The sequence below is a fragment of the Microcystis aeruginosa NIES-843 genome, assembly GCF_000010625.1.
In the GTDB taxonomy this organism is placed as follows: domain Bacteria; phylum Cyanobacteriota; class Cyanobacteriia; order Cyanobacteriales; family Microcystaceae; genus Microcystis; species Microcystis aeruginosa.
This window is the reverse complement of the sequence record NC_010296.1, coordinates 4,430,860-4,454,360: the sequence shown is the minus strand read 5'-3', so window position 1 is coordinate 4,454,360 and position 23,501 is coordinate 4,430,860. Positions and strand designations below refer to the sequence as shown.

The 23,501-nt window shown below is 41.5% G+C and carries 24 protein-coding genes, 1 tRNA gene and 1 pseudogene; 11 read left to right on the top strand and 15 right to left on the bottom strand.

Features of this window, described 5'->3' with window-relative positions; all coding sequences use genetic code 11:
• Positions 1-64 precede the first annotated feature (64 nt).
• From MAE_RS21090 to MAE_RS21080, 3 genes are all read right to left on the bottom strand, one after another.
• Positions 65-715 carry an ABC transporter ATP-binding protein gene (locus MAE_RS21090; RefSeq protein WP_012267342.1) on the bottom strand — a complete coding sequence of 217 codons (651 nt, stop codon included), beginning with the start codon at positions 713-715 and terminating at the stop codon, positions 65-67.
• Between the two features lie 130 nt (positions 716-845).
• Entirely contained in the window at positions 846-1,235 is a 390-nt protein-coding gene (locus tag MAE_RS21085; protein ID WP_012267341.1) for a hypothetical protein, read from the bottom strand.
• A gap of 13 nt (positions 1,236-1,248) precedes the next feature.
• Positions 1,249-1,638 (bottom strand): hypothetical protein, encoded by a 390-nt coding sequence (locus tag MAE_RS21080; protein ID WP_012267340.1) that lies wholly within the window; start codon positions 1,636-1,638, stop codon positions 1,249-1,251.
• Positions 1,639-1,826: 188 nt separating this feature from the next.
• On the opposite strand from MAE_RS21080, the gene MAE_RS21070 reads away from it, so the two are divergent.
• The 3 genes and pseudogenes from MAE_RS21070 to MAE_RS21055 all read left to right on the top strand — a co-directional run bounded on the left by MAE_RS21070 (position 1,827) and on the right by MAE_RS21055 (position 4,366).
• Positions 1,827-2,896 (top strand): ISKra4 family transposase gene (locus MAE_RS21070; RefSeq protein ID WP_148204768.1). Its coding sequence is split into 2 segments (ribosomal slippage): positions 1,827-1,983 and positions 1,983-2,896, totalling 1,071 coding nucleotides; the frame shifts between segments, so codons are not numbered across the junction.
• Between the two features lie 64 nt (positions 2,897-2,960).
• Positions 2,961-3,221: pseudogene (locus tag MAE_RS21065) on the top strand (NACHT domain-containing protein); the annotation flags it as partial.
• A 93-nt stretch (positions 3,222-3,314) separates the two neighbouring features.
• A protein-coding gene (locus MAE_RS21055; RefSeq protein WP_125730587.1) for an ISKra4-like element ISMae18 family transposase occupies positions 3,315-4,366 on the top strand; the annotation gives its coding sequence in 2 pieces (ribosomal slippage) (positions 3,315-3,471 and positions 3,471-4,366; 1,053 coding nt in all).
• Between the two features lie 542 nt (positions 4,367-4,908).
• Here MAE_RS21055 and MAE_RS21050 read toward each other — a convergent pair.
• On the bottom strand, positions 4,909-6,078 hold the full coding sequence (locus tag MAE_RS21050) for a DUF1036 domain-containing protein (protein ID WP_012267336.1): 1,170 nt from the start codon (positions 6,076-6,078) through the stop codon (positions 4,909-4,911).
• 261 nt (positions 6,079-6,339) lie between these two features.
• Positions 6,340-7,197 (bottom strand): IS5-like element ISMae4 family transposase, encoded by an 858-nt coding sequence (locus MAE_RS21045; RefSeq protein WP_012264419.1) that lies wholly within the window; start codon positions 7,195-7,197, stop codon positions 6,340-6,342.
• A 332-nt stretch (positions 7,198-7,529) separates the two neighbouring features.
• On the opposite strand from MAE_RS21045, the gene MAE_RS21040 reads away from it, so the two are divergent.
• Complete coding sequence (locus MAE_RS21040) at positions 7,530-8,507, top strand: integron integrase (RefSeq protein WP_148204767.1); 978 nt, start codon at positions 7,530-7,532, stop codon at positions 8,505-8,507.
• Here the strand turns inward: MAE_RS21040 and MAE_RS21035 are convergent.
• Positions 8,477-9,886 carry an IS4 family transposase gene (locus tag MAE_RS21035; RefSeq protein WP_012263965.1) on the bottom strand — a complete coding sequence of 470 codons (1,410 nt, stop codon included), beginning with the start codon at positions 9,884-9,886 and terminating at the stop codon, positions 8,477-8,479. The genes MAE_RS21040 and MAE_RS21035 overlap by 31 nt on opposite strands.
• Before the next feature lie 641 nt (positions 9,887-10,527).
• On the opposite strand from MAE_RS21035, the gene MAE_RS34200 reads away from it, so the two are divergent.
• Positions 10,528-10,701, top strand: a complete 174-nt coding sequence (locus MAE_RS34200; protein WP_002791477.1) for a hypothetical protein — start codon at positions 10,528-10,530, stop codon at positions 10,699-10,701.
• 3 nt (positions 10,702-10,704) lie between these two features.
• Here MAE_RS34200 and MAE_RS21030 read toward each other — a convergent pair whose 3' ends face one another.
• The gene (locus MAE_RS21030) at positions 10,705-11,559 is read right to left on the bottom strand and encodes a universal stress protein (protein WP_002795618.1); all 855 of its coding nucleotides are present in this window, start codon (positions 11,557-11,559) and stop codon (positions 10,705-10,707) included.
• A gap of 347 nt (positions 11,560-11,906) precedes the next feature.
• On the opposite strand from MAE_RS21030, the gene MAE_RS21025 reads away from it, so the two are divergent.
• Positions 11,907-12,884, top strand: coding sequence for an alpha/beta fold hydrolase (locus tag MAE_RS21025; protein ID WP_012267331.1), 978 nt, complete (start codon positions 11,907-11,909; stop codon positions 12,882-12,884).
• A 391-nt stretch (positions 12,885-13,275) separates the two neighbouring features.
• Here MAE_RS21025 and MAE_RS21020 read toward each other — a convergent pair whose 3' ends face one another.
• On the bottom strand, positions 13,276-13,911 hold the full coding sequence (locus tag MAE_RS21020) for a hypothetical protein (protein WP_002795622.1): 636 nt from the start codon (positions 13,909-13,911) through the stop codon (positions 13,276-13,278).
• A gap of 105 nt (positions 13,912-14,016) precedes the next feature.
• Here MAE_RS21020 and mnmA point away from each other — a divergent pair, with 105 nt between their 5' ends.
• Entirely contained in the window at positions 14,017-15,075 is a 1,059-nt protein-coding gene (mnmA, locus tag MAE_RS21015; protein WP_012267330.1) for a tRNA 2-thiouridine(34) synthase MnmA, read from the top strand.
• A gap of 89 nt (positions 15,076-15,164) precedes the next feature.
• On the opposite strand, the gene MAE_RS21010 is transcribed toward mnmA, so the two are convergent.
• The 4 genes from MAE_RS21010 to MAE_RS20995 form a co-directional block, all read right to left on the bottom strand.
• Entirely contained in the window at positions 15,165-15,917 is a 753-nt protein-coding gene (locus MAE_RS21010; protein WP_002744197.1) for a phycobilisome rod-core linker polypeptide, read from the bottom strand.
• Between the two features lie 209 nt (positions 15,918-16,126).
• Entirely contained in the window at positions 16,127-16,708 is a 582-nt protein-coding gene (locus MAE_RS21005) for a phycobiliprotein lyase (RefSeq protein ID WP_002795626.1), read from the bottom strand.
• Positions 16,709-16,783: 75 nt separating this feature from the next.
• Complete coding sequence (locus MAE_RS21000) at positions 16,784-17,707, bottom strand: restriction endonuclease (protein WP_012267329.1); 924 nt, start codon at positions 17,705-17,707, stop codon at positions 16,784-16,786.
• Positions 17,708-17,969: 262 nt separating this feature from the next.
• Positions 17,970-18,305 (bottom strand): hypothetical protein, encoded by a 336-nt coding sequence (locus tag MAE_RS20995; protein WP_041804956.1) that lies wholly within the window; start codon positions 18,303-18,305, stop codon positions 17,970-17,972.
• A 134-nt stretch (positions 18,306-18,439) separates the two neighbouring features.
• Here MAE_RS20995 and MAE_RS20990 point away from each other — a divergent pair.
• Positions 18,440-18,510: transfer RNA gene (locus tag MAE_RS20990), tRNA-Cys, on the top strand.
• Positions 18,511-18,558: 48 nt separating this feature from the next.
• Here MAE_RS20990 and mtnB read toward each other — a convergent pair.
• Positions 18,559-19,176: a methylthioribulose 1-phosphate dehydratase gene (gene mtnB / locus MAE_RS20985; protein ID WP_004162472.1), complete on the bottom strand. Its 618-nt coding sequence runs from the start codon at positions 19,174-19,176 to the stop codon at positions 18,559-18,561.
• Positions 19,177-19,414: 238 nt separating this feature from the next.
• Here mtnB and MAE_RS20980 point away from each other — a divergent pair, with 238 nt between their 5' ends.
• Positions 19,415-19,795, top strand: coding sequence for a hypothetical protein (locus tag MAE_RS20980; RefSeq protein ID WP_004162473.1), 381 nt, complete (start codon positions 19,415-19,417; stop codon positions 19,793-19,795).
• Positions 19,796-19,805: 10 nt separating this feature from the next.
• On the opposite strand, the gene MAE_RS36185 is transcribed toward MAE_RS20980, so the two are convergent.
• Both MAE_RS36185 and MAE_RS20975 read right to left on the bottom strand, forming a co-directional pair.
• Positions 19,806-20,048 carry a hypothetical protein gene (locus MAE_RS36185; RefSeq protein ID WP_004162474.1) on the bottom strand — a complete coding sequence of 81 codons (243 nt, stop codon included), beginning with the start codon at positions 20,046-20,048 and terminating at the stop codon, positions 19,806-19,808.
• Between the two features lie 102 nt (positions 20,049-20,150).
• Positions 20,151-21,584: a TM0106 family RecB-like putative nuclease gene (locus MAE_RS20975; protein WP_012267326.1), complete on the bottom strand. Its 1,434-nt coding sequence runs from the start codon at positions 21,582-21,584 to the stop codon at positions 20,151-20,153.
• Between the two features lie 310 nt (positions 21,585-21,894).
• Here MAE_RS20975 and MAE_RS20970 point away from each other — a divergent pair, with 310 nt between their 5' ends.
• Both MAE_RS20970 and MAE_RS20965 read left to right on the top strand, forming a co-directional pair.
• Positions 21,895-23,109: an aminotransferase class V-fold PLP-dependent enzyme gene (locus MAE_RS20970; protein WP_012267325.1), complete on the top strand. Its 1,215-nt coding sequence runs from the start codon at positions 21,895-21,897 to the stop codon at positions 23,107-23,109.
• Between the two features lie 30 nt (positions 23,110-23,139).
• Complete coding sequence (locus MAE_RS20965) at positions 23,140-23,379, top strand: BrnT family toxin (protein WP_012267324.1); 240 nt, start codon at positions 23,140-23,142, stop codon at positions 23,377-23,379.
• The last annotated feature ends 122 nt before the right edge of the window (positions 23,380-23,501 follow it).

Below are 23,501 nucleotides of genomic sequence, written 5' to 3'. Positions count from 1 at the left end.
TTAGCTCGTTCTAGATTGAAAACAATTGGCAAAAATCGAAGCAATGTCTTTCTATATAATGGTTTCATCCCTTATAACTCCCGTCCATTGCATAACACAAACCGAAGAACCCAATTCTAGTCGCCAGTTCTCTGGCACGTGACAGATCTTCAATTGTTGACGTTGTTTGTTCAGTTTGAGCAGAATTCTCCTCTGGCATACAAATTAGGATAGTTTTACCCTGACTTGATAAATCTCTCATGAGTTGCCAAAATAGTCTTCTTCCTGGTGGGTCTAAATTAGCGGTTGGCTCATCAAAAAGTAATAGATCGGGGTTGCCAGATAAAGCTAGAGCAATCAGAAGCCTCTTGTTCCTGCCTTGACTAAGTTCTTGCTGATTTTTTAGAAGAGTTTTGCGCCAATTTTTAAGCTCGAATAGCTTAATTGCTTCATCTATCCCGAAGGGATTGGAGTAATAGCTCTGAAAAAGACTGATAATTTCTTCTACAGTAAGTTGTTCAGGTAATTCCACCTTTGAGAAAACTATTCCCATGCGTTCTTTAATTTCCCTTGGGATTAGATTATCTGATAGCTGATTGCCAAAAAGCTCTACCTGACCTTCAGAGGGAGTATAGACTCCTGTTATTATGTTGAGGGCAGTAGTTTTCCCCGAACTATTCAGTCCTAGTAAAAGAACGAACTCTCCCTCGTTTATCGTCAAACTTATGTCATTCAAAGCTTGGCGAATCCCATCGGGGCATTCCTCACTTTTTTCGACACGGAAGAATTTAGAAACATTCTATAAGTTGATTACACTCATATCTTTGACAACAAAAGGTTAAATAGTTGAGAATGCCAGTAAACATCTACAAGAGTACGATCCACCACAAGGCTATTGCTATTGCTCCCACGCCTATTGCTATTTCCGTCCAATGATCTTCAGAAGGTTTTTGCTGTGTGGATGGTTGTTCGATATTAACTGTGCCGTTTTTCCCTGCTTTCGCTGATGTATTACCTCCTATATCATTATCGGTATTTGCCTGACAGTTAAAGCTCGCAATACAAAAACTTCGACTTACTGAAGCTTTACCTACAACAAATGTTGTTCCTGATAAAAGCACTATGAGTATCATTGCTAAAGCTATACCAAACGGCTGCTTCAGAAATTGCTTTAACTCTCCGTTTGGAGACTGTTTTACTCGGATGTCGCTAGAATTATCAACATCAGGTTTCTGATTTCTAAGGTCTTGAGACATCATTCTTTCTCCTCTAGGGTATTAAACAGCCAGTAGCTAAACATAACGCGATCGCACCTGCTCCGATTGCTACGGGAATCAACCAGTCCAAAGAGTTCTCATCTTTGTCCGAAGATTCTTCTATATCTAGATTATCTAAATATAGATTTTCTCTAATTCGTTCTGATACAGGATCTACAGGTACTGGTAATAATCCAGGGTTGATTCCACGATAGTTTGTGGAAATTTCAGGAGAATTAGCAAGGGGCAATTTTTGAGCATCCAGATATTGCATTATCCCTGTTTGGAGAAAAAGTATAGGAGTCCAAACTAAAAGAAGCACTATTAGGGATTTTTGGGTCAAAACTTGTTTAATCTGATGAAAATATTTCGCCAATAACTCCGAAATAAGCTGATAAGACATCGGAAATTCTCTCCTTGAATGTCAATGGATAGTTTTAATTTAACCGGGAGCATCTCACTTATGCAATGAGTATTAATGCTTATAGCAGTCAAAAACTAGAAAATCCTGAACTTGATCACAAAGAGAAATGAGATTATAATAGTTATAACTTACAATTCAGAATAGCTCTCGATGGGAGTAATAATTCCATGTTATCAGAAAATGAAAAAAGAATTAAAGAGTTATGTCAAGAGTTAGGGCAATGTCTCTATGAGCAATCCCAAATTAAGAAATTTAATAACTTGGGAGAGATAGAGGAGACAGTCAGAGATTTAATGATTCATTATGTTAACCCAGAAATCGGTATTTTTTTGTCAAAACAAGCACAGAAGAAACTGCCGGTCGGACGAGAAAAGTGAAAAGTATTTTGGGGGAATTACCAATTACAGAAAAACAAGCGAAAAAATTAGAAATAAAGTCTCGGACTCAGATGAGTCCAATGTTAGAGAAGAACTGTTTGCTATTAAGTGGCGATGAATCCTACGAGAAATCGGCGCAGAAAATCAAATCATTGACAGGGATTGCTGTTTCTCACAGTACCCAACAACGCCTCGTACATCGCTATGCTTTTGAAGAATTACCGTCTAACCCAGAAGTGGAAGTGGAAGTGGAAGAAATGAGCCTAGATGGCGGTAAGGTACGACTAAGAACTGCCAAGGGAAAAGCCTTAATTTGGCGTGATTATAAAGCAGTGAGTTTTCATCAACTGGGGGTAGCGGCTTTTTTTCAAGATAACTCAGCTTTATTAGATTTGGTTAATTCTCAAGTTTTGGCTAAACCTTTAATTTGTTTAGGAGATGGACATGATGGTATCTGGAATTTATTTGGTCAGATAGGAGAGAAACAGGAAAGAATTGAAATATTGGATTGGTATCATTTAATCGAAAACCTCTATAAAGTTGGCGGGTCATTCCAGCGGATTGATGAGGTAAAATGTTTTCTATGGAAGGGGGAAGTGGATGCTGCTATCTCCTGTTTTGAGGGATGGTCAGAGCCGCAAGTGGAGAATTTTATTATTTATTTGAACAAGCATAAACATCGAATTGTCAATTATGGTTATTTTCAAGAAGAGGGGATTTCCATTGGTTCTGGCTCTGTGGAATCTCAGGTGAAACAAATTAGTTTTCGTGTTAAAATTGCCGGTGCAAGTTGGAATTCTGGCAATGTACCGCAAGTCCTTCGTCATCGCTGTGCCTATCTGAATGGTTCTCTTTTTTAACTTTTTTATTTACCTCATTAAGCATAAATGCTTAATGCAAAGGTGAGATGCTCCCATGCGTTATGCGTTACGAATTTTATTGGAAAAATGGTCAGCCGAAAAACGTTTACCTAATCGCGGTTTAGTTTATGAAAATCTCAGTATTGAGCAAGAAGAAATTTTGCTATCTGAAATTGCTTATCAGAATTTTGTAGCAGATAAACTTTTTTTAGAAAAACGAGAAGTTGTTAAGCAAATTAAAGATCACCTTAAACAAAACTTAAATGCTCCACAACATTTAGACGGAGAAAAAGTATTAAAAACCATTGAAATTGAACAGGGAATTGGGAGCATCCCAATTTTGCCATAAGTATAAATGCTTAGAGACTAAAAACGTTAGCTAAGGCAAAATAAAGAGAAACAATTAAACGGTAGAATCATGAATACAGACCAAAAAGAACAACTAGATCAACATTTAAAAGCCATTGCTCAAATTCTAGTCGATAATACCCCAGAAGAACAACTACGTAGCTTTGAGGGCATTGAAACCGCCCTGCGAGACCATTGGCTGACTACATTGGGTCCTGCCATAGGCAATTTTTTTTTGAATCAGCAACAGGAACCCAAGCAGGGCGAACCAAAAGCGTAAGCAGTATCATAGGGAAAGTCAAGATAAGCGAGAAACAAGCCGATAAACTAGGATTAAGCAAGAATAATCGATTAAGTCCCATGCTGGAGAAATGTTGCTTAGGAGCAGTGGCTAAAGTCTCTTTTGAAGATGCGGAAAAAGCTATCAAAATGGCGACAGGAATGGCAGTTTCAGGCAGTAGTCAACAGAGGCTTGTACAAAGATATAAATTTGAGGAAGCAGAAGCAAAGAGTCCGGTAGAAGCATTGAGTGTAGAGGTCGGAAAAGTCAGAATCAGAACGCCCAAAGGACAACCGAGTCAAGGTCGAGATTACAAAGCAGTAAGTCTGCATGGTCAAGAATGTGCGGGATTTTTTCAGCAAAATGAAGAATTACTGGAATGGGTGAACCGTCAGCCCTTAACAGAGGTAGTCACCTGTTTAGGAGATGGTCATGATGGGGTGTGGAATCTGATGGAGAAAATCGGTGTTAAAAGGAGAGAAATATTGGATTGGTATCATTTAGTAGAGAATATGAAGAAAATAGGCGGGTCAAACAAGCGTCTGAATAGAATCAAAGAGAATTTATGGAAAGGAGAGGTGAAAAGAGTTTTAGAGGAATTAGAGGGATGCAAAAAGAAACAGGCTATAAATTTCACCAAATATGTCGATAAACATCGAGAAAGAATACCCAATTACGAACTCTATCAATCACAAGGGATTTGCATCGGTTCTGGAAGTGTAGAGTCAAAGATTAAGCAAATAGGTGCAAGAATGAAAATTGTGGGAGCACAATGGAAAGCAGAGAATGTTCCTCAGTATTTGAAGCTACGTTGTGCTTATCTCAACGGCGATATTGCCTGAGTATTTTTACTCATTGCAAAACTGGGATGCTCCCCTAGCATCTGCCTAACTATATATTAGGCGGGTGGGCAGGGAGACAAACCGGGGATTATGGATTTTGCTCTTTTTATCCATTCGGTGCAATACGCGGAGTACCGTTATTGCGCCTTACAGCGTTCACGGTCAGGAGCCGTGCTCATTATAATGATGTCCGCACTTACACCACCACGTATTACCGGGTTGTTCTTGAAAGTGTCCGCAACCACACCACCCATTGTTTCCATAGCATTTTCCTAAGCCACAGTATAGCCGACTAGGATTGTAAGTATCGAAAAGGTCTTCTCTAAAATGATTCTTGACTGAGACAACTTCCAAATCACTATAGCGAGCAGTACCCATATCAGATTCCCCCGATATCAAAGTATTCATAACGTTTACTCCTTCTAATGACGTTTATCATCAAAGCTGGAAACGACCTAACGACCAAGATAAGCGGCGGCAGATAACTTCGATAACTCTATTAACATAACTTGCCCGTCCGCTTCATCGATTTGTTAGACATCTTAGCGATTTGCCCAGCTATTTAACATTGATTCAAGCCTCGAAGCTGATTGGGCTAAGAGCGATTCGTCTATTGAAAATTGATACCATACACCTTGAGAATCATAGTCAATTCGCTTAAGGTAAATGACTCCTTTACTGTTTAAGTCATTTAAGTCACCGAAGAAGCGACTAAGGTTTCTTTGGTCTGTAGTCGATGCATTTATTACCCAAGGTGCCACTGCTGCTGCGAAATCAGAGGGTCTGATAAACTTTCCGTCAACTAAAAAAGTCAAGCTACCAAACATAATTTCATATGTGTTCTGAACTAAACCTAGAACTCCACTTGCCCAGTCAGCTTCTACATTGCGAACATTAACATTCCCATCTAGCTGCTTATTCTTTACCTCAAGGTTGACTCCCACATCGACATTGGCAGCATTATCATATACTGTGAAACGCCCACCAATTAGAGGTCGATCTTCTAATTTCTGATACCTATATCTAAAACCAATTAGAATTTGTCTTCTAGAAACATCAATTCCCTTATATTTAAACCACTTAACTGTATGGCGATTGTAGTCAGTATACTTAAGCCTCTGTTCAGGAATTTTTTCAATCTCATTACGGAGAACAGCCGGGCCTATGCGTACTCCAATTTCTAAAGAATTCGGATTATAACGAAACGTAACATAATCTTCTGTAGGTAGGGGCTGATATTTTGAAGGAATTCTTTTTAGTGCTGAAATGAGTTGCTGATCTGGACAGGTCAGGGTTTGAGTCCAATTAACAACTTGAGAACCTATATCAAATTTCTTCATATTATAAGTTCTTCCCCCGATTGTTTGGCTTGTGTCGTTGCTTGACCACACCTTGCCAGAACCATCAGTTGCCTCTGCATAGTAAAAGAGATATCTGTTTCTGGTATCTACTCCATTGAGGCGTGATTGTTCGCCAGGTGAAAAAGAATACCAAGCTTTTGTCTCCCACTGTCCTGAAAGGTTTTTAAAGTGAATAGCTAGTCGGAAAGGAGATGAACAGGCATTTCTAAAGCTAATGGTGTTGCTTGACTGAGCTAGAAGGATAGACTTGTGCGGCAATGAGAAAGCTTCAGTAGAAAATGAAGAGGTCGCAAATAGAATTGAGTTTGCAGCGATAGTTGTTGTTATTCCTAAATTTAATATGGATTTCATGTCTCATCTACACCTCACGATATTAGAACTCTTGCAAATTAATTATATGTTATAATGATGGGTTAACTAATTTTCCCCAAAAAATTAGTTAATCAGTACATTTGTCCTGAATGAAAACTTGAAGTTTAACTTTTAACTCAAAACTCTTTAGAGCTGCTTTAATTTGGTTATCAAAACCTCTTTATTTAAGCGGCACAAACTATCTCAATTATAAAAATTGAGAATAAATTCTCCTTGACTTGATTAATCTTTAGGCAACTTTTAAGAAGCTGCTATACCTATCCCTAACTCACAGTTATAAATAGCCGCCAACAAGTTAACTCTTAAACTATATCTTCGACGACGATTCCGATATTTACAGGATAAGATTTTAAAGATTTTGAGTTTCCTATTTATAGGTTCAATGATAATCCTTTCTTTGGCTAAAGCCTTGTTATACTCTTTTTCTAACTCTGTTAATTTTCTATTTTTCGATTTCTTTTTCGGTGTATAACTATTACTATGGTATGCAGCTATTCCCTGATAACCACTGTCTTCTATGCTGGTAGTTAAAGGATGAAAACGAACTCGACTTTTTTTAAATAAACTAAAATCATGACCTCTACCTTTCCCACAAAAGACACAGATAATTTCCTTTGTATTTTGATCAGCTACTAATTGGGATTTTAAAGTATGATAACCTCTTTTACCCCCCAAAAAATCTTTCTGTTTCTTTTGGGGGCGTTCAATGGGAGTTTCCGTTACATCCATTACCGTTATGACCGGTATCTCTGCTTGATTGAGTAAAGCTTTTTTTCCTTTTAAACGGAAGTTTCCCGATTGTAAAAGCATTTTTTCCGTCTTATTTACAATCCGACATATAGTTGATTCTGATAGTTCCCAGCTTGTACCAATGTGAAAATATGTTCTATATTCTCGCCAATATTCTAACGTTACTAAAACTTGTTCTTCTATAGATAGTTTAGGTTTCGGTCCCCTTTTAGATGGTGAATTAGAGTCGGCTTCAACACTTTTTACTGATTCTACCATCTTTCTATAGGTTTGTTTATACACACCGAAACGGCGTTTGAATTGTTCATCTGATAAGTTTTGATAATCCATAATTTTGCTAATAAACATAGCAAAATTATAGATGATTTCCTGACCTAAGATCACATTTTATTCTTTTTTCCACTTCAATCTAAGAATTGAGAAAAAAGCAAAACCTTATATTATACCATAAAAAAATTATGCAAGAGGTCTATTGCAGTCTAACTATATATTATGCGGAAATTTTCCGTATATTACGCTAAATACGCACTTTTTAAAGAATCTTTCCGTATATTACGCTCAAATGGAGTGATCGTGAGAAGTTTTCCGTATAATATTACGATAAGCGTGTTATGCCGATTAGTATACTCTGCTATGAACCCTCCCCCACCCCGAAAACTCCTAGACGTAGTGCGTGAAACATTCGCCTCAAACACTACTCCTACCGCACCGAACAAACATATCTGGACTGGATTAAGCGTTATCTGCTCTTCCATCAGAAAAAACATCCCCGTGAAATGGGGGGTGAAGAAATTAGAGCCTTTTTGACCCATCTTGCCGTTGATAAAAACGTTGCCGCCGCCACCCAAAACCAAGCCCTCAACGCCATCCTTTTCCTTTATCGAGAAGTTCTTAAAATTGAACTGGAAAATATCGGTGCATATTTACGGGCAAAAGGTCACAAACGCCTGCCCACCGTCCTCACCAAAGAAGAAGTGCAAAATGTCATGAAGCACCTCAGTGGCGTAGAGCATCTTATCGTTCAACTGCTTTATGGTAGCGGGTTGAGATTGGCTGAAGCCCTCAATTTGCGAGTCAAGGATGTAGATTTTGCCCAAAATCAACTGATTATCCGCGATACCAAAGGCAAGGAAGACCGCGTAACCCCCCTACCCCAACGCCTTCAAACCTCTCTCAAAGAACATCTCCAAACTGTACAACGCCTACATCGACAAGACTTGGAAAGAGGTTACGGTTCTGTTTATTTGCCCTACGCCCTGGCGCAAAAATATCCAACAGCTGACCGTGAATGGATTTGGCAATATATTTTTCCGTCCTACACCCTATCCCAAGACCCGCGTTCCAGTGAAACTCGCCGCCATCATCTCCACGAAAGCACCATCCAAAAAGCTCTCAAACAAGCCGTTCAGCAATCCGGCGTGCCTAAGCGAGTCAGTTGCCATACCTTTCGCCATAGTTTCGCTACCCATTTACTGCAAAATGGCTATGATATTCGCACCGTTCAAGAATTGTTAGGCCATAAAGACGTGAGGACGACGATGATTTATACCCACGTTTTAGCCCTATCCATTAGTCACATCTTTCTTAACATAAAATTTGACAAAAAGAGAAAAGTGTGCCAGATGGCTCAAGGGGGTTCTATAGGGGGACTAATTTGATGAGATAGTTTCCAAGTCTGGCTGATATCATGTAACCTTCGCAGTCCCAACCAAATAGTTTTAACACCAGGTTCACCGTCACCTTTTCTACCTAAAAACCCCCCAAGAGAAGCAATCATTCTGACCGCTTCTCGAAAGGAGGGCGGCTTTTCAGGTGGCGGACTCTTTTTATGAATAGTGGCACACAAAGATTGCCATTCATGTTCTTCCAAAAAACTTTCACAACTCTCCTCTCCGTGTAAGCGTGCTTGATAGGTTAACCAAAGTAATCTCCAAGCTACAATTGAATAGGTAGCTAAGGCCATCTCAATTCTCCTACCCGTTTCTAATTGCAGTTTTTCTAATCCACAACCACTTTTTAAAACAAAATGATAGCGTTCTATTAACCAGCGATAACTATACCAGCGCACACAGGTTATCGCTGATTCAAAGCTACTAATGTCTAGGCTAGTTAAGAGCAGCCAACTGATAGGATTAACTCCGCTATGCGGATTTTCTTCTTCAGCTAAAATTACCTGTAATTTGACCGGTTGACGAGGGGTCGCCTTGGAGTGATGGCTAGGTACTTGTATTTCAAAACTGGCAAATCTAACTGTTAGTTTAGCTAGTCTAGCCTCGTGATTAGGATTGCGTTTTACTTGCACATCTAAGGTCCCACAGGCTTTTATTTCTCTGATGGATTGATGTAAATATTTAGGCTCTGAATGCCCTGACCTTTGCTTGTCTTCGAGATAGTTAACTTTTCGGTTATGAGTTCCTCGAATTAATAAATGAGAGTTAGGACTTCTTGATTGGGCAAATAAATCAAATATGTCTGCCTCACAATCTCCGATTGTTACTACTTGAATATCTTCGGGTATCTGTTGTTGTGTTTCTGACAAAGAATCTAACCATCTTTGACTTTCTTTTTCTTGGGTTTCTCTTTTTTTGCGTTGCTTGGCAATCCCTAAATTCTTTTCTTCTCTTGCCCAGACATATTGATTAATCAGTCCTAAAGGTATTCCGACTGGGGACACTCCTAAGGTGGTATGAACTTTGAGACCAAAGGATTTTTTATAATCTAGATAACCCATGCCTTTTTTGGCTTTTTGCGTCGTAAAGTCTAAACTTGTTGTGTCTTGCACTGCCAAAACTATTGGATGTTCTTTGATTCTTTCTACTGTACTTTTGGCCTGGGCGGCAATTATATCTGAGGGGTGAAAATAGGGGGAATTCCAAAAGTCGTAGGTGGCACTCGCTGCGGCTAGATTTCCTGAAGCTTGTGGCACACTTGTACTAGGTTGACTGGCCAAGTTTTCCACGATACTGATTAACCTTTTCTTTCTTCTGGTGTCCCCTAGGTCTGCATACTGTAATTCTTGGGCTGCCCATTTCTCCATTTTTTTGCTTACCTCCACCTTAATTCCTTCTTTCAAAACTATACCTATCAATCGTTTCCCCTTTTTTTAAGTTTCTTCTCTTTTTGTTAAGAAAGATCCGACTAATGGATAGGTTTTAGCCAGAGGTGGCAGAGGTGTGAGAAGTCCCCTTGATGATTGACTGATTGGTGATGACAGATAGTCTATAATTTACATAATAAACCAGGGAATTATTAAATTATGACTGCTACCGTTATCGATATTAGAACCTTAATTATTAGTAGCTAAAAATGGCTGATGATTTTGATGTTTTACCCGATGATATTATTAACAGTTTTGAAAGAGAGTAATTTTAAAATATTTACTAGATACTCATATTTTGCTTTGGTGGTTAGATAATAATAAAACTCTGAGTAAGTCAGCAAGACAAATAATTTCTAATTCAGAAAATGCTATTTTTGTTAGATAGTAGGTGCAGTGGTCACTGTCATTCAACCGACACGGGGTCGAGCGAGCCTCGGTTAAGATTGCCGGTCTCGAACAAATTTTCACAGTTTTAGCAACCAAATGAATTACCAGCGGTCGCAACGCGCTCGCTACGCGAGACCGCACAACAAGCTGCGATCGCTGCCCAGGTAATTCTCAACCCACCAAAGTTAGGATTGCTCATCGAAGAAATTGAATCTCTTGAGAAGCAGTTACTGAGCTTGCGGGTTGAGAGTCGAAGTTATCCCTTAAATGAGCTAATCGCCTTTAGCTCGGCTTTTATGACGATGAAAGCCATTGCCAGCAACTTAAACCAAATGAGTCAAGACTTACCTGCCTACACCCAATAGGGGCTAAATCCCTTCTTTTCTAGCTAAAAGGACAGGACAATTAACATTAACCCGCACATAGTCCGAGAGGGAAGTACCGAGAAGGCGATCGAGATCTGGTAAACTCTTAGCCACGGAAGGACGGCGATCGGGCGAACCCAACAGTAAGAGATCGACATTATAATCATCGACGAGTTTGCAGAGTTGTTCTCCCGGTTTACCCCCCGTCACCAGGCAGCGATAGGGTATATTCATCCGTTTCACTTTTGCTACTGCTGGCCTTAAAATCGGGTTTTCTTCCATTTCTTTGGGGGAAGTGGGGGCAAATTCCGGTTTTAAGTCGGGGTTGACGCGGGCCAGAATTAACTCTGCTGAAGGATAATCCCGCAGGAGATAAATAGCCAGATCGAGAGCTAAATCAGCCGAGCTAGACTTATCGAGGGCTACCATCACCTTTTTGATTTTTTTGACGTAAATATCGTCTTTTACCAACAACATCGGGTGATTAGTCAGTTGAAAGACGTATTGACTGACGGAATTTTCTAGAATTGCCTCCAGTCGCTTTAGTCCTCGGGAACCCATCAGGATCAAATCGGCACCGATTTCGTCGGCAACTTGACAGACGGTATCTTTGGGATCTCCTTGACGCAGAATAGTGGAAACTTTGCTGGGTTCAATTTTGACTTCTTGCAGGATTTTAGTCAGCATTTGGGTTCCCTCTTCCCATTTACTGGCCAGAGCTTCGGTGGTAATCTGAGGGGGAACAACCCGGAGAATGGTAATCGACGCTTTCCGGATAGCGGGGAGATCCATCAATGCTTGTAGCATTTCTTGGGTTTGACCTGCGCCGGAATCAGCGTATAGTATTTTCTCTAGCATAAGATTAAACTCGGTCTATGATCTTAATGGTTTTCGCCAATTTTCAGCATACTGCTAATGTTGTTCTCGAAATTTAACAACTTATTAAGCGCTTTTTCTTCGGTAAATGCGATGCCGAAGGCACTGCGTAGCAGCTCGCATTTGAGGCTATTTTAAGTATTTATGCTTAATTGACTAGAAATACTTGGCTCAAAATCATCGTGGCAAGCGTTCATTTGTATTATATTTTGTCTGCAATACTGGCGCTCTCTTTTAATCACAGCTAAATTGACCATTTAATTGATGATTATTCATGGTTAATTCTCCAGCAACCAAGAGAATTTTTTATTTTTACAAGAGGTGTAGTTATGTCTTTATCAATTCGAGTAATTCTCCTAGTAGCTACGACAGTTTATCAGACGTTATCTGTTTGGTTAGAAGAACAAAAAGCACCGCCGGGTAATTTGATTAATCTAGGTAAATATCGCCTACATTTTTGTCTAGCGGGATCGGCTAGTCCCACTATTATTATTGACCATAGTTTAGGGGGAATTGAGGGATATTTTTTGATAGAAGAATTGTCACAATTGGCTAGGGTTTGTATTTATGATCGAGCCGGTTATGGTTGGAGTGATCCTAGTCCCCATCCACGAAATAGCTACCAAATTGTTCAGGAATTAGATCAATTACTAACCCAAGCAAAAATAGAACCACCTTATATTTTAGTTGGTGATTCTTTTGGCAGTTATAATGTTCGACTGTATGCTCATCTGTTCCCAGAAAAAGTAGTAGGTTTGGTACTCACCGACGGTTTACACGACAAAGGAATGCTGAAAATGTCGCCAGCATTAAAGGCATTAAAATTATTTTTCATCTCCGGATTTTGGATGTCGATTATTGGCTCAATTTTAGGCATTATCCGAGTTTTGAGAGTTCTGGGAGTTTTTGAATTATTAAAACCAGAATTACGTCGCTTTTCCCCAGATTCTTGTCATCGAGTTAAGCGTTCTTTCTGTCGCGCTAAACACTGGATGACGATGAGTAGAGAAATGTTTAATCTCGACCAAAGCGCTCGTCAGGTGAGTGAGGCTAACAATTTCGGTAATTTACCGATAGTTAGTATTAAAGCTAATTCTTTTTTTAAACCTTCCCTTTGGACTCGCTTTATTCCCCTCAAAAGTGCCAACCGACTCCGGGAGGAGATGCACCTAGAATTAGGCAAGTTATCCAGAGATTTTAGGGAAATACAAGCGGATAAAAGTAGTCATTTTGTCTGGATGGATCAACCAGATGTGATCATCGATGCGGTCAGAATTTTGCTTGACAAAATTAACTCTATGTGCTAGGTAAGTAGTTGGACAAAAGTAAAGTTAACTCTGGGGTAAGGAGTCAGTAGCCGGTCGTCAGGAGCCGGTCGTCAGTAAGAATTGCGGCAATTTACATTTCTTAAGATAGACAACAGAATTTATGTCCGACTACTTAATAGGGTAAAATTAACTTTTTGGTTAGGATAGGCAAGAGGCAAGAGATTCGATCGAGATTAGCTGAAATTCTAGAGAATTATTGCATAATTAGGGTTTGCTGAATAAATCTAAAAACCTTGTTGGATAAAAATTTTAGACTTTTTTGATATCAAAAAGTGTCAGCCATTGGAGTGAACGGGGGGGAATAAAACCCTACACCCCACACCCTACACCCCACACCCTACACCCCACCAACAGACTGTTTCAGCATACCCTAATTATTGAGGGTAATAATCTGGGCGCTAAAACCCTGTTTAGTTAACTCTTGTACCCGTTGTTTAGCTTGGTATTGTTGCTGAAATAACCCCGCTTGAATCACATTTTCTCCCGCGCGGATAAATGCGAGGGGTTCAATTTCTTGAATTTTTGCCAACGCTTCCGCACTATTACTACTAACTTCCACGCGAAAGAGTTGATTAGCGGCAATAACCCGCTGCTGTGGTGCGGGGGGTTTATTGGCGCGATTTTGAGGTCTGGGTGCTGGTGGATTGACAGTCGGACGAGGATGATTATTAATCACCGTAGCATCGGCGGGACGCACGGTAGCGGGAGCTTGAAAAACGTATTCTCTCAGGGGTTGATTACCAGAAACTGGGGCAGCCACCGGGGGGCGAACTGATGGAGAATTAACTGGGGGTAAATTTAAGGGTGAACATTGGGAACAATTAACAGCACTGGGACTGTCTGAACGTTTAGTTGGTTGTCTCACCGCCGGCGGTGGGGGCAAACGACGACCGGGATAAAGATTCTGGGCAAAAGATAAGTTTGCTTTTAGCAGTAGCGTTCCTTGAGCGATTATCCCGACTTTTAACCAAAATAAAGCCGAGAAAAACAGTAGGTTTGTTCTCATTGTGCTGGTTTGTCCTCACACGAAATTTGGGTACACCATGTCCAAATTTTAAAGGAGGAGATGCTAGTCTAGAAAGTATATTGGTTAAAAATCATGACAAGGTTTATGGGAAAAGTTGTTGTCGGTCTATCGGGGGGAGTAGATAGCTCTGTTGCCGCTGCCGCCTTACACGCTCAAGGTTATGATGTTATTGGCTTGACCCTGTGGTTAATGAAGGGTAAAGGTCAATGCTGCTCCGAGGGGATGGTAGATGCGGCCTTTATTTGTGAGCAGTTGGGGGTTCCCCATCATATCGTCGATAGTCGCGAGCTTTTCCAAAAAGAAATTATTGATTATCTAGTTTCCGGTTACGAAGCGGGAATCACACCGCTGCCCTGTTCTCAGTGCAATAAAGCGGTAAAATTTAGCCCGATGCTGCATTATGCTAGGGAAACCTTGCAAACGGATACTATTGCCACCGGTCACTACGCTAGAATTCGTTTTTCTCCTGAAAATAACCGTTATCAACTGCTGCGCGCCGTCGATCAAAATAAAGATCAATCCTATTTTCTCTATGATCTAACTCAAGATGTACTGCGTGGGACTTTATTTCCCTTGGGCGAACAAACCAAGGCAGAAACCCGCAGGATTGCCCAGGAATTCGGCTTAAAAACAGCAGATAAACCCGATAGTCAGGATTTATGCTTGATTGAAGCTCACGGAACTATGCGATCGTTCTTGGATAAGTATATCGCCGTTAGTGAGGGCGATATCGTCGATCTTGATGGCAAAGTTTTGGGTAAACATAGCGGTATCCATCATTATACGATCGGACAACGCAAAGGCATCGGCATCGCCGCCGCCGAACCCCTGTATGTGGTAAAACTGGATCCCGTCATGAATCGGGTTATCGTCGGTAATCGCGAAAGTGCCGTTAGTGCCGCTTGTCTTGTCGGACGGATGAACTGGGTTTCTATTGCCGAACCCACCACCCCTATCCGCGCGCAAGTACAGGTACGTTATCGTTCTCCGGCCGTTCCCGTCAATGTTATCCCCCTAGAAAATAATCAAGTGAAGCTGGTTTTTGATCAACCACAATTTAGCATCACCCCGGGCCAAGCAGCCGTGATTTATGAAGGGGAGATTGTCCTCGGTGGGGGGATTATTTCAGGAGCCACCCCATAGGGAGAGCCACCAATTCACAGAATAACCTGATTATGGTTCGGGGGTCATTCTGCCAATTAGGGACTCTCCCCGGCAGGTTTAGCTAAAAATTAACGACGGGGTACAGAAGCCTCGATGTTAATATTCATAGCGGAGACTCTTGGTACAGGATTGCCTTTGGCGCTACCGAGACCCCGGGCCATAGCCAAGAAGCTGGAAGGATCGCCGGCTTTGGGTTTTTGCTCTTGGGGAACATAGCGACGGACAGCATTCTGCCAAACGATTTGGGGGAAGCCCAAAATACCGCGATAGTAGCCATCGTAGCGAGGCGAGGTGATGTTGAATGGACGTTCACCGATTTCGCGGCTGGCCAGGGTGCGACGACGTTGGTAGGGAACGGTATCATAACCAAAGCTTTGCAGATACTCGTCACTGTTGAGAAGTTGATCAACAAAACCTTGAATGCCTTTGGTGGCAACGACAATCGACCAAGCAATTTTTTCTCTTTCGCTATAGACATCGCGACCGAGGACTCTTTGTACTACCTGTTCGACAAAGCGATAGTTGCTGTTTTTCTCGTAGAAGCTGTTATAGAAGGTTTTCGATAACAGCAAACCACGAATGAAATCCCGCACCGATAATTGTCCATTGCGTAATTGGGATTCGAGGAAGGGTTCCCGATCCCATTTGAAGGCATGGAAGAAAATCTGACGGTAAGCGGCTTCGATTAAATCGTCCAGGTCGGTAGGGGAGAGGACATTTTCCGTCGTGTAAACTTTCGGTTTTTCGTCTCCACCGACATCATAACCAGCTACCCGCACGTTTTGGGACTTGGGGGCGTAATTTAAAAGAGGAATGGCCAAGGGTAAACCTCCGTATCCTTAGAAATGCTTAAAAAACTTTCCTCCTAATGATAAGGGAGTAAGTGCCAACTAGAAAAGAAATATTAAAAATTCTTACAATTGTTAAGAAAACTTGCTTACCATCCAGGGTGTTGCGGAGCGCCGGAGCAGGGAGAGGGGAGAAAAAAGCTGATGACTGATAACTGATAACTGATAACTGATAACTGAATTTACCAGCCACTAATCGAATAGGATGATGGTTCGGGGGAATCACTAGAGACTGACTCCGATGACTGATTGCGGGATTCAGCACAAAAAGTGGCCGTATTAAAACCGCCAAAACGTTGAACTGTGCTAGTGCGGAGACGTAAATCGGTATCGGCAAACCAAAAACGCTCGATCGAGGTCATAGTTTCGTATTCTGTAATTAAGACTAAACCTTCCTGTTCATCAATGTGATAACGGCCCGCCACGGGAATGATTTCCGCATAACCTCGCTCCCGCAGGAGAACACCAGCTTGGGGATTATCTTCATCGGGAATTAGCGCAAAAACGGTGGTTCCTTGATGATTTTCGTTTTCTTTGTCCCACTGCATTGAACCATCCCAACTGACAAAGGCACCCCCCACAGTCTTAGCGGGATCGACTTCGTGCATTTCACAGATAGCGATAATTTTCGGGTTATCGGCGCTTAAAGCTTCCACATAAATCTCGGAATCGCCAGTTTCTGCTCGTCGAAAGGGTAAATGATGGGTGGTGCGCTGAGATTTCCACTGTCCCGCACTTTTCTGAAAAAAGGTCATCCCGTCCATAGTTTTTATCCTCTATTTTTTCCATCTATTTTAACGCCATCGTCGTTTTCTGTAACCCTTGTCCCCCCCTCTCTCTCATTCATCCCCAAAATAATCATGATCGATTCTCTTGATTTCATAGATTTCTTTGGTCGATACACCTAAGTTATAATCGATCATCAATTGACCTAATTCTTCCCCATCAATCAGCACTATTTTTATCTCATTTCTGGGGGCATATTCTAAAGCCTCTTGGGTAAAATAGGAAGTAGTGATAAAAATACCTTTTTTGGCTCCTTGTCCCGCTAATGCCCCGACAAATTTCTGGATTTCTGGACGACCAACGGCATTATTATCAGCCCATCTTTTGGCTTGAATATAGATTATATCTAAACCGAGTCTATCTTCTTTTATTATTCCATCAATCCCTTGATCACCGCTCTTACCCACTGCTTTACCTGCATCTCTAATCGAGCCACCATAACCCATTTTTACCAGTAATTCTACTACTAATTTTTCAAAAGCATCTGGGGATAATTTTCGCAGAATAGAAAGTAAGTCTGTCGCTAATGCTTGACGAATTTCTTGATAGGAGTTTTCTAGTAATTCCTCTGGGTTTTGTTCTTGATCAGAAGCTAATAAATTGCTTTCAAGAGTAATAGTTTCATTTTGCTTATTGACTCTAGTAAATTCTTGAAACTCAGGAAATTGCCTGAGAAATTTTGTATCGATATGGTCTAGATTTTGAGATAAGATTTCTTTTCCTTTCTCAGAAATTACAAAAGTTGCCCTTTGGGGTGAGTCAATTAATCCCGCTTTCTTTAAATAGGTTTTTGCCCAACCGACTCGATTAGCAAAAATTTCTTGTTGTCCACTGGGAAGCATTTCTTTTCTTTCCGCTTCCGTGACTTGAAACTCTCTGACCAAGGCTTCAAAAATTTCTCGATATTTATAAACTTTGCCATCTGCAAGTATTTTTAATAGCGGCAACATAATCGATTGAAAATCTGGAATAGGCATAGTTCAAAAGCGGGGTCAGTCATTCCGATTATACAGCAACAAGCTCCAAGAATTTAGATAGATAATAATACACATAAAATTATGAATAATCGAGAGGCATTCCTAAAGAATTTGAGAGAGAAATTATCGCCATTGATAATCGTCTTGATACTCCAAAATAAGCTGTTGACTATCTAAATTACTTGTTAAGACTGTCTATGAGCGCCAGAGCTGCGGAGCAGGGAGAGCTTTTTTGGTGATAGCTAAAAAAACCCCATCCCTGCTATTCATAGAAAATCTCATCAAAACAAGCTTCTCCCACACTCGCTAAAGTCCTAGCGGCAGCTTGATCGGTTTTCGACTTTTGCACGAGGGTGCGGAATTGCTGTAGATTGTAACGAGCTTGGAATTTTTTAATCGTGCAGTCGCATAGGTCTTTGGCCACATCAGCAGCTAATCCCTCTGCGCGCGCTCTTTGTAAACATTCTTGACGATAACTGTCAAAAGTCGTGGCAGGATTAGAACTTTGGCTAAGGTAAACGGCATTATTAGCCTGTACTGGCAAGGATAAAGCCAATAAACCGATAAAAGTTAGTAAATATCTTTGATTTCTCATCATAATAGCTTTTTTAAGCCTGAAATCCCCCACTATATTAGAGAACTGCTGCATAAATTATAGATCGATCGCTCAACTCTTGGGTTCCACTCTTGGCAAACTGTCATCTGTTATGCTAAGATAAATACTGCCTGATCGGCGCCATCGCCAAGTGGTAAGGCAGAGGTCTGCAAAACCTTTACCCCCAGTTCGAATCTGGGTGGCGCCTTGGTAAATGTCGGCAGTCTTTCTTTTATTACCTTGTCTAAATGAAAATTTAACAAGGTTTTACCTGATAGGCTGCCACTAAATAGCGAAAAATATACTCAACTATCTCTAAATAATTCTCGGTAGTTTCTAGAGACTCACCCCACACCGTCACACCATGGTAAGAAATCAGTAAAGCGGGAATTTCCGGGGGGAAAGTTGAGAATCTACTTTCTATTTCTGCGGCAATTTTCGGCACATCGAGATAGTTAGCAAAAACCGGCATAAATACTTGAGGATTTTCTACCCAAATACCTAAACCTTTCAACATTTCTAAGGGAGGTAACGATAACTTGTCCCCGCGAGCAAAACGGGAAACTAAATTCGCTTCCACTGAGTGGACATGATAACAAGCTTGCGCTTGGGGAAAGAGACAATAAATCACCTGATGAATGCTAGTTTCGGCCGAAGGACGATTATCTCGATGAGCTAATTCTCTGACTTTTCCCGTCAGCTCCACGCGCACAAAATCCTGTTCTGTGAGTTTACCTTTACTTTTGCCACTGGCAGTAATCCAAAAACTATGATCATCAACTTTAGCGGATAAATTACCCGCCGTGCCAAGCATCCAACCCAGTTGATAAAATTTTCGGGCAGCTGCCACTAGAGATAGACGAGGATCGCTCATGGTTTTTAGAGATATGGTGGATAGGGACTGACTATTATAACAAGTTGAAGCGATCGGAGGATCCACTCCCCAGCAGATTTGGTGAGGATGTCAGTCCGGATAATCTCGATCAAAACTAAACCCAAGATAGAATAGAGCGAGGAACCAGTGAGTCAAAAAGAAGATTTAACCGTGGCAATGTGTTGGGAATGTGTTAGGTTAAAGATAATTGCAGCTTTGATGAATCGAGGGTTGAGCCGTGAATAACAACTTTTTCCGCAGCTATTCTGTCAATGATTCTGGTTTGGGTTGTTTCTTATCTTTGATTTTAGTCGGATTGTTGTTAGGCTCGATCGGACTGGGTTGGTTAGTCAATAGTTTTTTAATTCTCGTGGCATTCCTGATATTTTCCCCTGTCATTGCTTGGGGGATTTTTCGCTGGTGGTTGCGACGCAATTTAGTTGAAGATAGCTGTCCCGTCTGTAGCTACGAATTTACGGGTTTTAATCGCACAGAATGCCAATGTCCTAACTGTGGTGAACCGTTAAAAGTGGCAGGGGGTAAGTTTATTATTCTCACCCCTCCCGGTACGATCGATGTACAAGCGATCGAAGTACCTACCAGACAGTTGGAAGATTAGGGTCAAACCATTACCATCTAGGCACGCGCACGCAACTGAAAGCGGGGGATCTGAATTTTAACAATAACAGCAGTCCCAACAGGTGAATTGACCAATGAACGAGAATTAAGCCCCAAATAATTGCAAAAATTAAACTACTAACGGCAAGAGCTTTAAAAATATCATTATCGGTCTTTTGATACCAGAGAAGACTAAGGAAGGAAAGCAGTAGGAGTAGAAGCGGAAAAAGTGGGGAGAACATGGGGATCACCATTGGGTGAGGGGACTGTCTTCACATCCATAGCCTATCATTTGCCCTTTACGGCTACGGGTAGCAGATGTTACATTCCCCCCTATTTGTCATAAATCTTTAGAATCAAATTAAAAAGTTTACAAGCCAATCTTTTAGTATAAAGGTGGCGCGACAATCATCCTCATTGTAACGCAAAATAGCCGCCAATAAAGTCCGATCTCCTGTTTTTAACCACTGGTCATACCACCAAACGCATTGATCCCCGCTTACTCCTCGATCGCGCCATTGAAAGCCAATCCAGTTAGCGAGGGATTTTAAAGAATAACTTTCCACGGGAAAAGTTACCGAATTAACTACATGATAGTGCAGATCAAAACAGCGAGAAACTAACTGATTAATCAAAGAAGAAGGAGTTTTATAAAGATAACCCAATCGCTTAATTGTTTCCACTTCGTACTCAGAAAAGTGAAAAATTGGTGCTTGATAATCCTGCATGACTAAGGTTAAAAATTCCTGCCAAATCCTGCCTTCATCTTCCGGCTTTTCTGCCAAAAAGGGATAAAACTGCTGGGTATTAACTCGATAATCAACCCGTAAAATCCCCAAAAGATAATCTAAATTCTGTTCTGGTTCCGCTTCGATGTCAAAATAAAATTCAATCTCGGCCTTCGGTAGGGGGGACAAATAAGCAGTTTTCCCATTGCTTTTGCGAAAGGCCCGATTTTCAATAATTGCTTGGGCCTGTAACTGTAACTGATTAGCCACCTCTACCCCCATCCCCTCCCCCATACGGGTAGGACAGGTAAGCGCCAGGGATTCCATGGTGGAAACCCCCAAAGACTGTAAAAATTGGTAACGACTAGGAGTCACCCCCGGGACTAAAGAAAGATGTTGACTCGCTTGAGCAATACCATAACAGTGACTGTACCAATGACATAAACTGCAACGCTGACGCGAGATAAAAACTTCTGGTTCTTGGCGATTAATCACCATTGCGCCGAACTTTTTGATTATTTCCTCTAGTTTAGTTAACCAGAGATTCAATTCCACCCGATAGCGATTATGACGACGTAGGACAATTTCCGCGTAACCTGGAAAAACTCCCTGCATACTGGCCAATAAATAGGCGTAAAAAGTAGCCAGCATTTTATATTCAGGCTTAGGACGGCGACCGAGTTGAATATTGAGGGGATAATAAACCCAATCGCCAAATTTCGACTCTCCTGCCTGTTTAATTAATAAATGCGGGGAACCGGTTAAAGAGACGGGATAGCCAGATTGTAAAAGGACTCCGTGATAAATACAGGATACCCCCCGACCCATCAAAGCTTCCGTTTCCCTAGCGGCGGCCAAAATATCAGTGCTGGGGGTAGTCAGGGAACAATAATCGGGATAGGAGTCTTGCAGGACTTTTTTAACGTGACTTTGACTCTCTTGGCGCAATTTAAGCAAAAAATCTCGCTCAGGGTCTTTTTCTTGGCTATTGCCGTAGAGATTTAAAAATGCACGGCGTTGACAACGTTGGTAGTCTAGAAGTAGATCATCGGTCAGTAGCATTCTATACAAGGAGAAAAGTTAAGCTTTCCTGGACCAGTGAAGTAAAGTAAAAAATAATAAACTTAAAAAAAGAAAACATTCCCAAGTATGTTTCCTCTACTCTAATACTATTGTGACAATTGCGACTTAATCCGTCGATAGAATTCAGCCGTCGGTCGTCGGTCGTCAGGAAGTGGGGAAGTGGGGAAGTGGGGAAATGGGGAATTCAACTAAAACCCTAAAACCCTCAACCCCAACACCTTCTAACTGATAACTGATAACTGATAACTGATAACTGATAACTGATAACTGACCCCCCATCTCCTCGCTTATGCAGAATTTAGACGAAAATAGCCTCGATTACGCCGTTAGTAAACCGGATTTAGCCGAACAAAGACAGGAATTTCGGGGACTTAGCAATAAAGTTTACTTTAATTTCGGTGGTCAGGGAACCTTGCCCAAGGCGGGATTAGAGGCGATTATCGATGCCCATAATTTTCTCCAACAAAAGGGGCCTTTTTCAGGACGGGTAAACGATTGGATTACCGGAAAAACGGAACTTCTCAGGCAAGAAATGGCTCAGGAGTTGGGAATTAGCCCCAGCACCCTCTCTATCACCGAGGATGTCACTGTAGGCTGTAATATCGCCCTCTGGGGAGTTGATTGGCAAGCGGGGGAACATATTTTACTAACCGATTGTGAACACCCCGGAATTATCGCCACGGTTCAAGAAATTGCCCGTCGTTATCATCTGGAAATCTCCACTTGTCCTATTCGGGAAACTTTAAACGGTGGCAACCCGATAGAAGTCATTTCCGCTCATCTACGTCCAAAAACTAGGGTTTTGGTGGTTAGTCACGTTTTGTGGAATACCGGACAGGTTTTACCCCTCAAGGAAATCTCACAACTTTGTCATGATAATTCTGTCACCGAAAAACCCGTTTTAGTGGTGGTGGATGCTGCCCAATCCGTGGGTTGTTTGCCCTTGGATTTAAGCGCTACTGCCGCCGATTGTTATGCTTTTACGGGTCATAAATGGTGGTGTGGACCGGCTGGTGTGGGAGGATTGTATATTCGTCCCGAAATTTTCCCTAGTTTGCAGCCCACTTTTATCGGTTGGCGCGGCATTGAAACAGATAACCGAGGACAGCCTATCGGTTGGAAACCGGATGCCAGACGCTTTGAAGTGGCCACTTCTGCCTATCCCCAATTTGAGGGTTTAAGGGCAACTATTGCGGTACATAACGCCTGGGGTGATGGGGGACAAAGATACGAAAAGATTTGTCAATTAGCGGCTTATCTCTGGGAAGAATTAAAGACGATTAAGGGGGTGAAATGTTTAAAAAATTCTCCACCGGAATCTGGTTTAGTTTCCTTTCAAATTGACTCGGCCATCACCCCACAAAATTTAGTGCAACAGCTAGAAAAACAAGGGTTTTTACTGCGAACTCTCCTCGACCCCCTCTGCGTGCGTGCCTGTGTTCATTATTTCACTTTGCCCTCAGAAATCGAGCAGTTAGTAGCAGCTGTCAAAAAGTTAGTTTAAAATCGGATTATAGGCGATCGACTATCGATAATGACGACCCCGCAACTTTTCGAGTGGGATGAAAATAAGCGTCAGGCCAATATAGAAAAACACGGCATAGATTTCGCCGACCTGGAAGCGATTTTTAGCGGGCCGATAATCGAGCGCGTGGATAACCGTCAGAATTACGGCGAAATTCGAGTGATTCTAGTGGGTACAATCGATAATATCGTTTTGGTGGTGGTTTATACATGGCGTGGCTCGGTTCGTCGAATAATTAGGGTTAGCTGAATAAATCTAAAAACCTTGTTGGGTAAGACTTTTAGACTTTTTGTCAATCAAAAAGTACCAGATATGGGAGTGGTCGGGGGGAAAATCCCTGGACTTTTTCCCTGAAAATTAGGTAATTTACC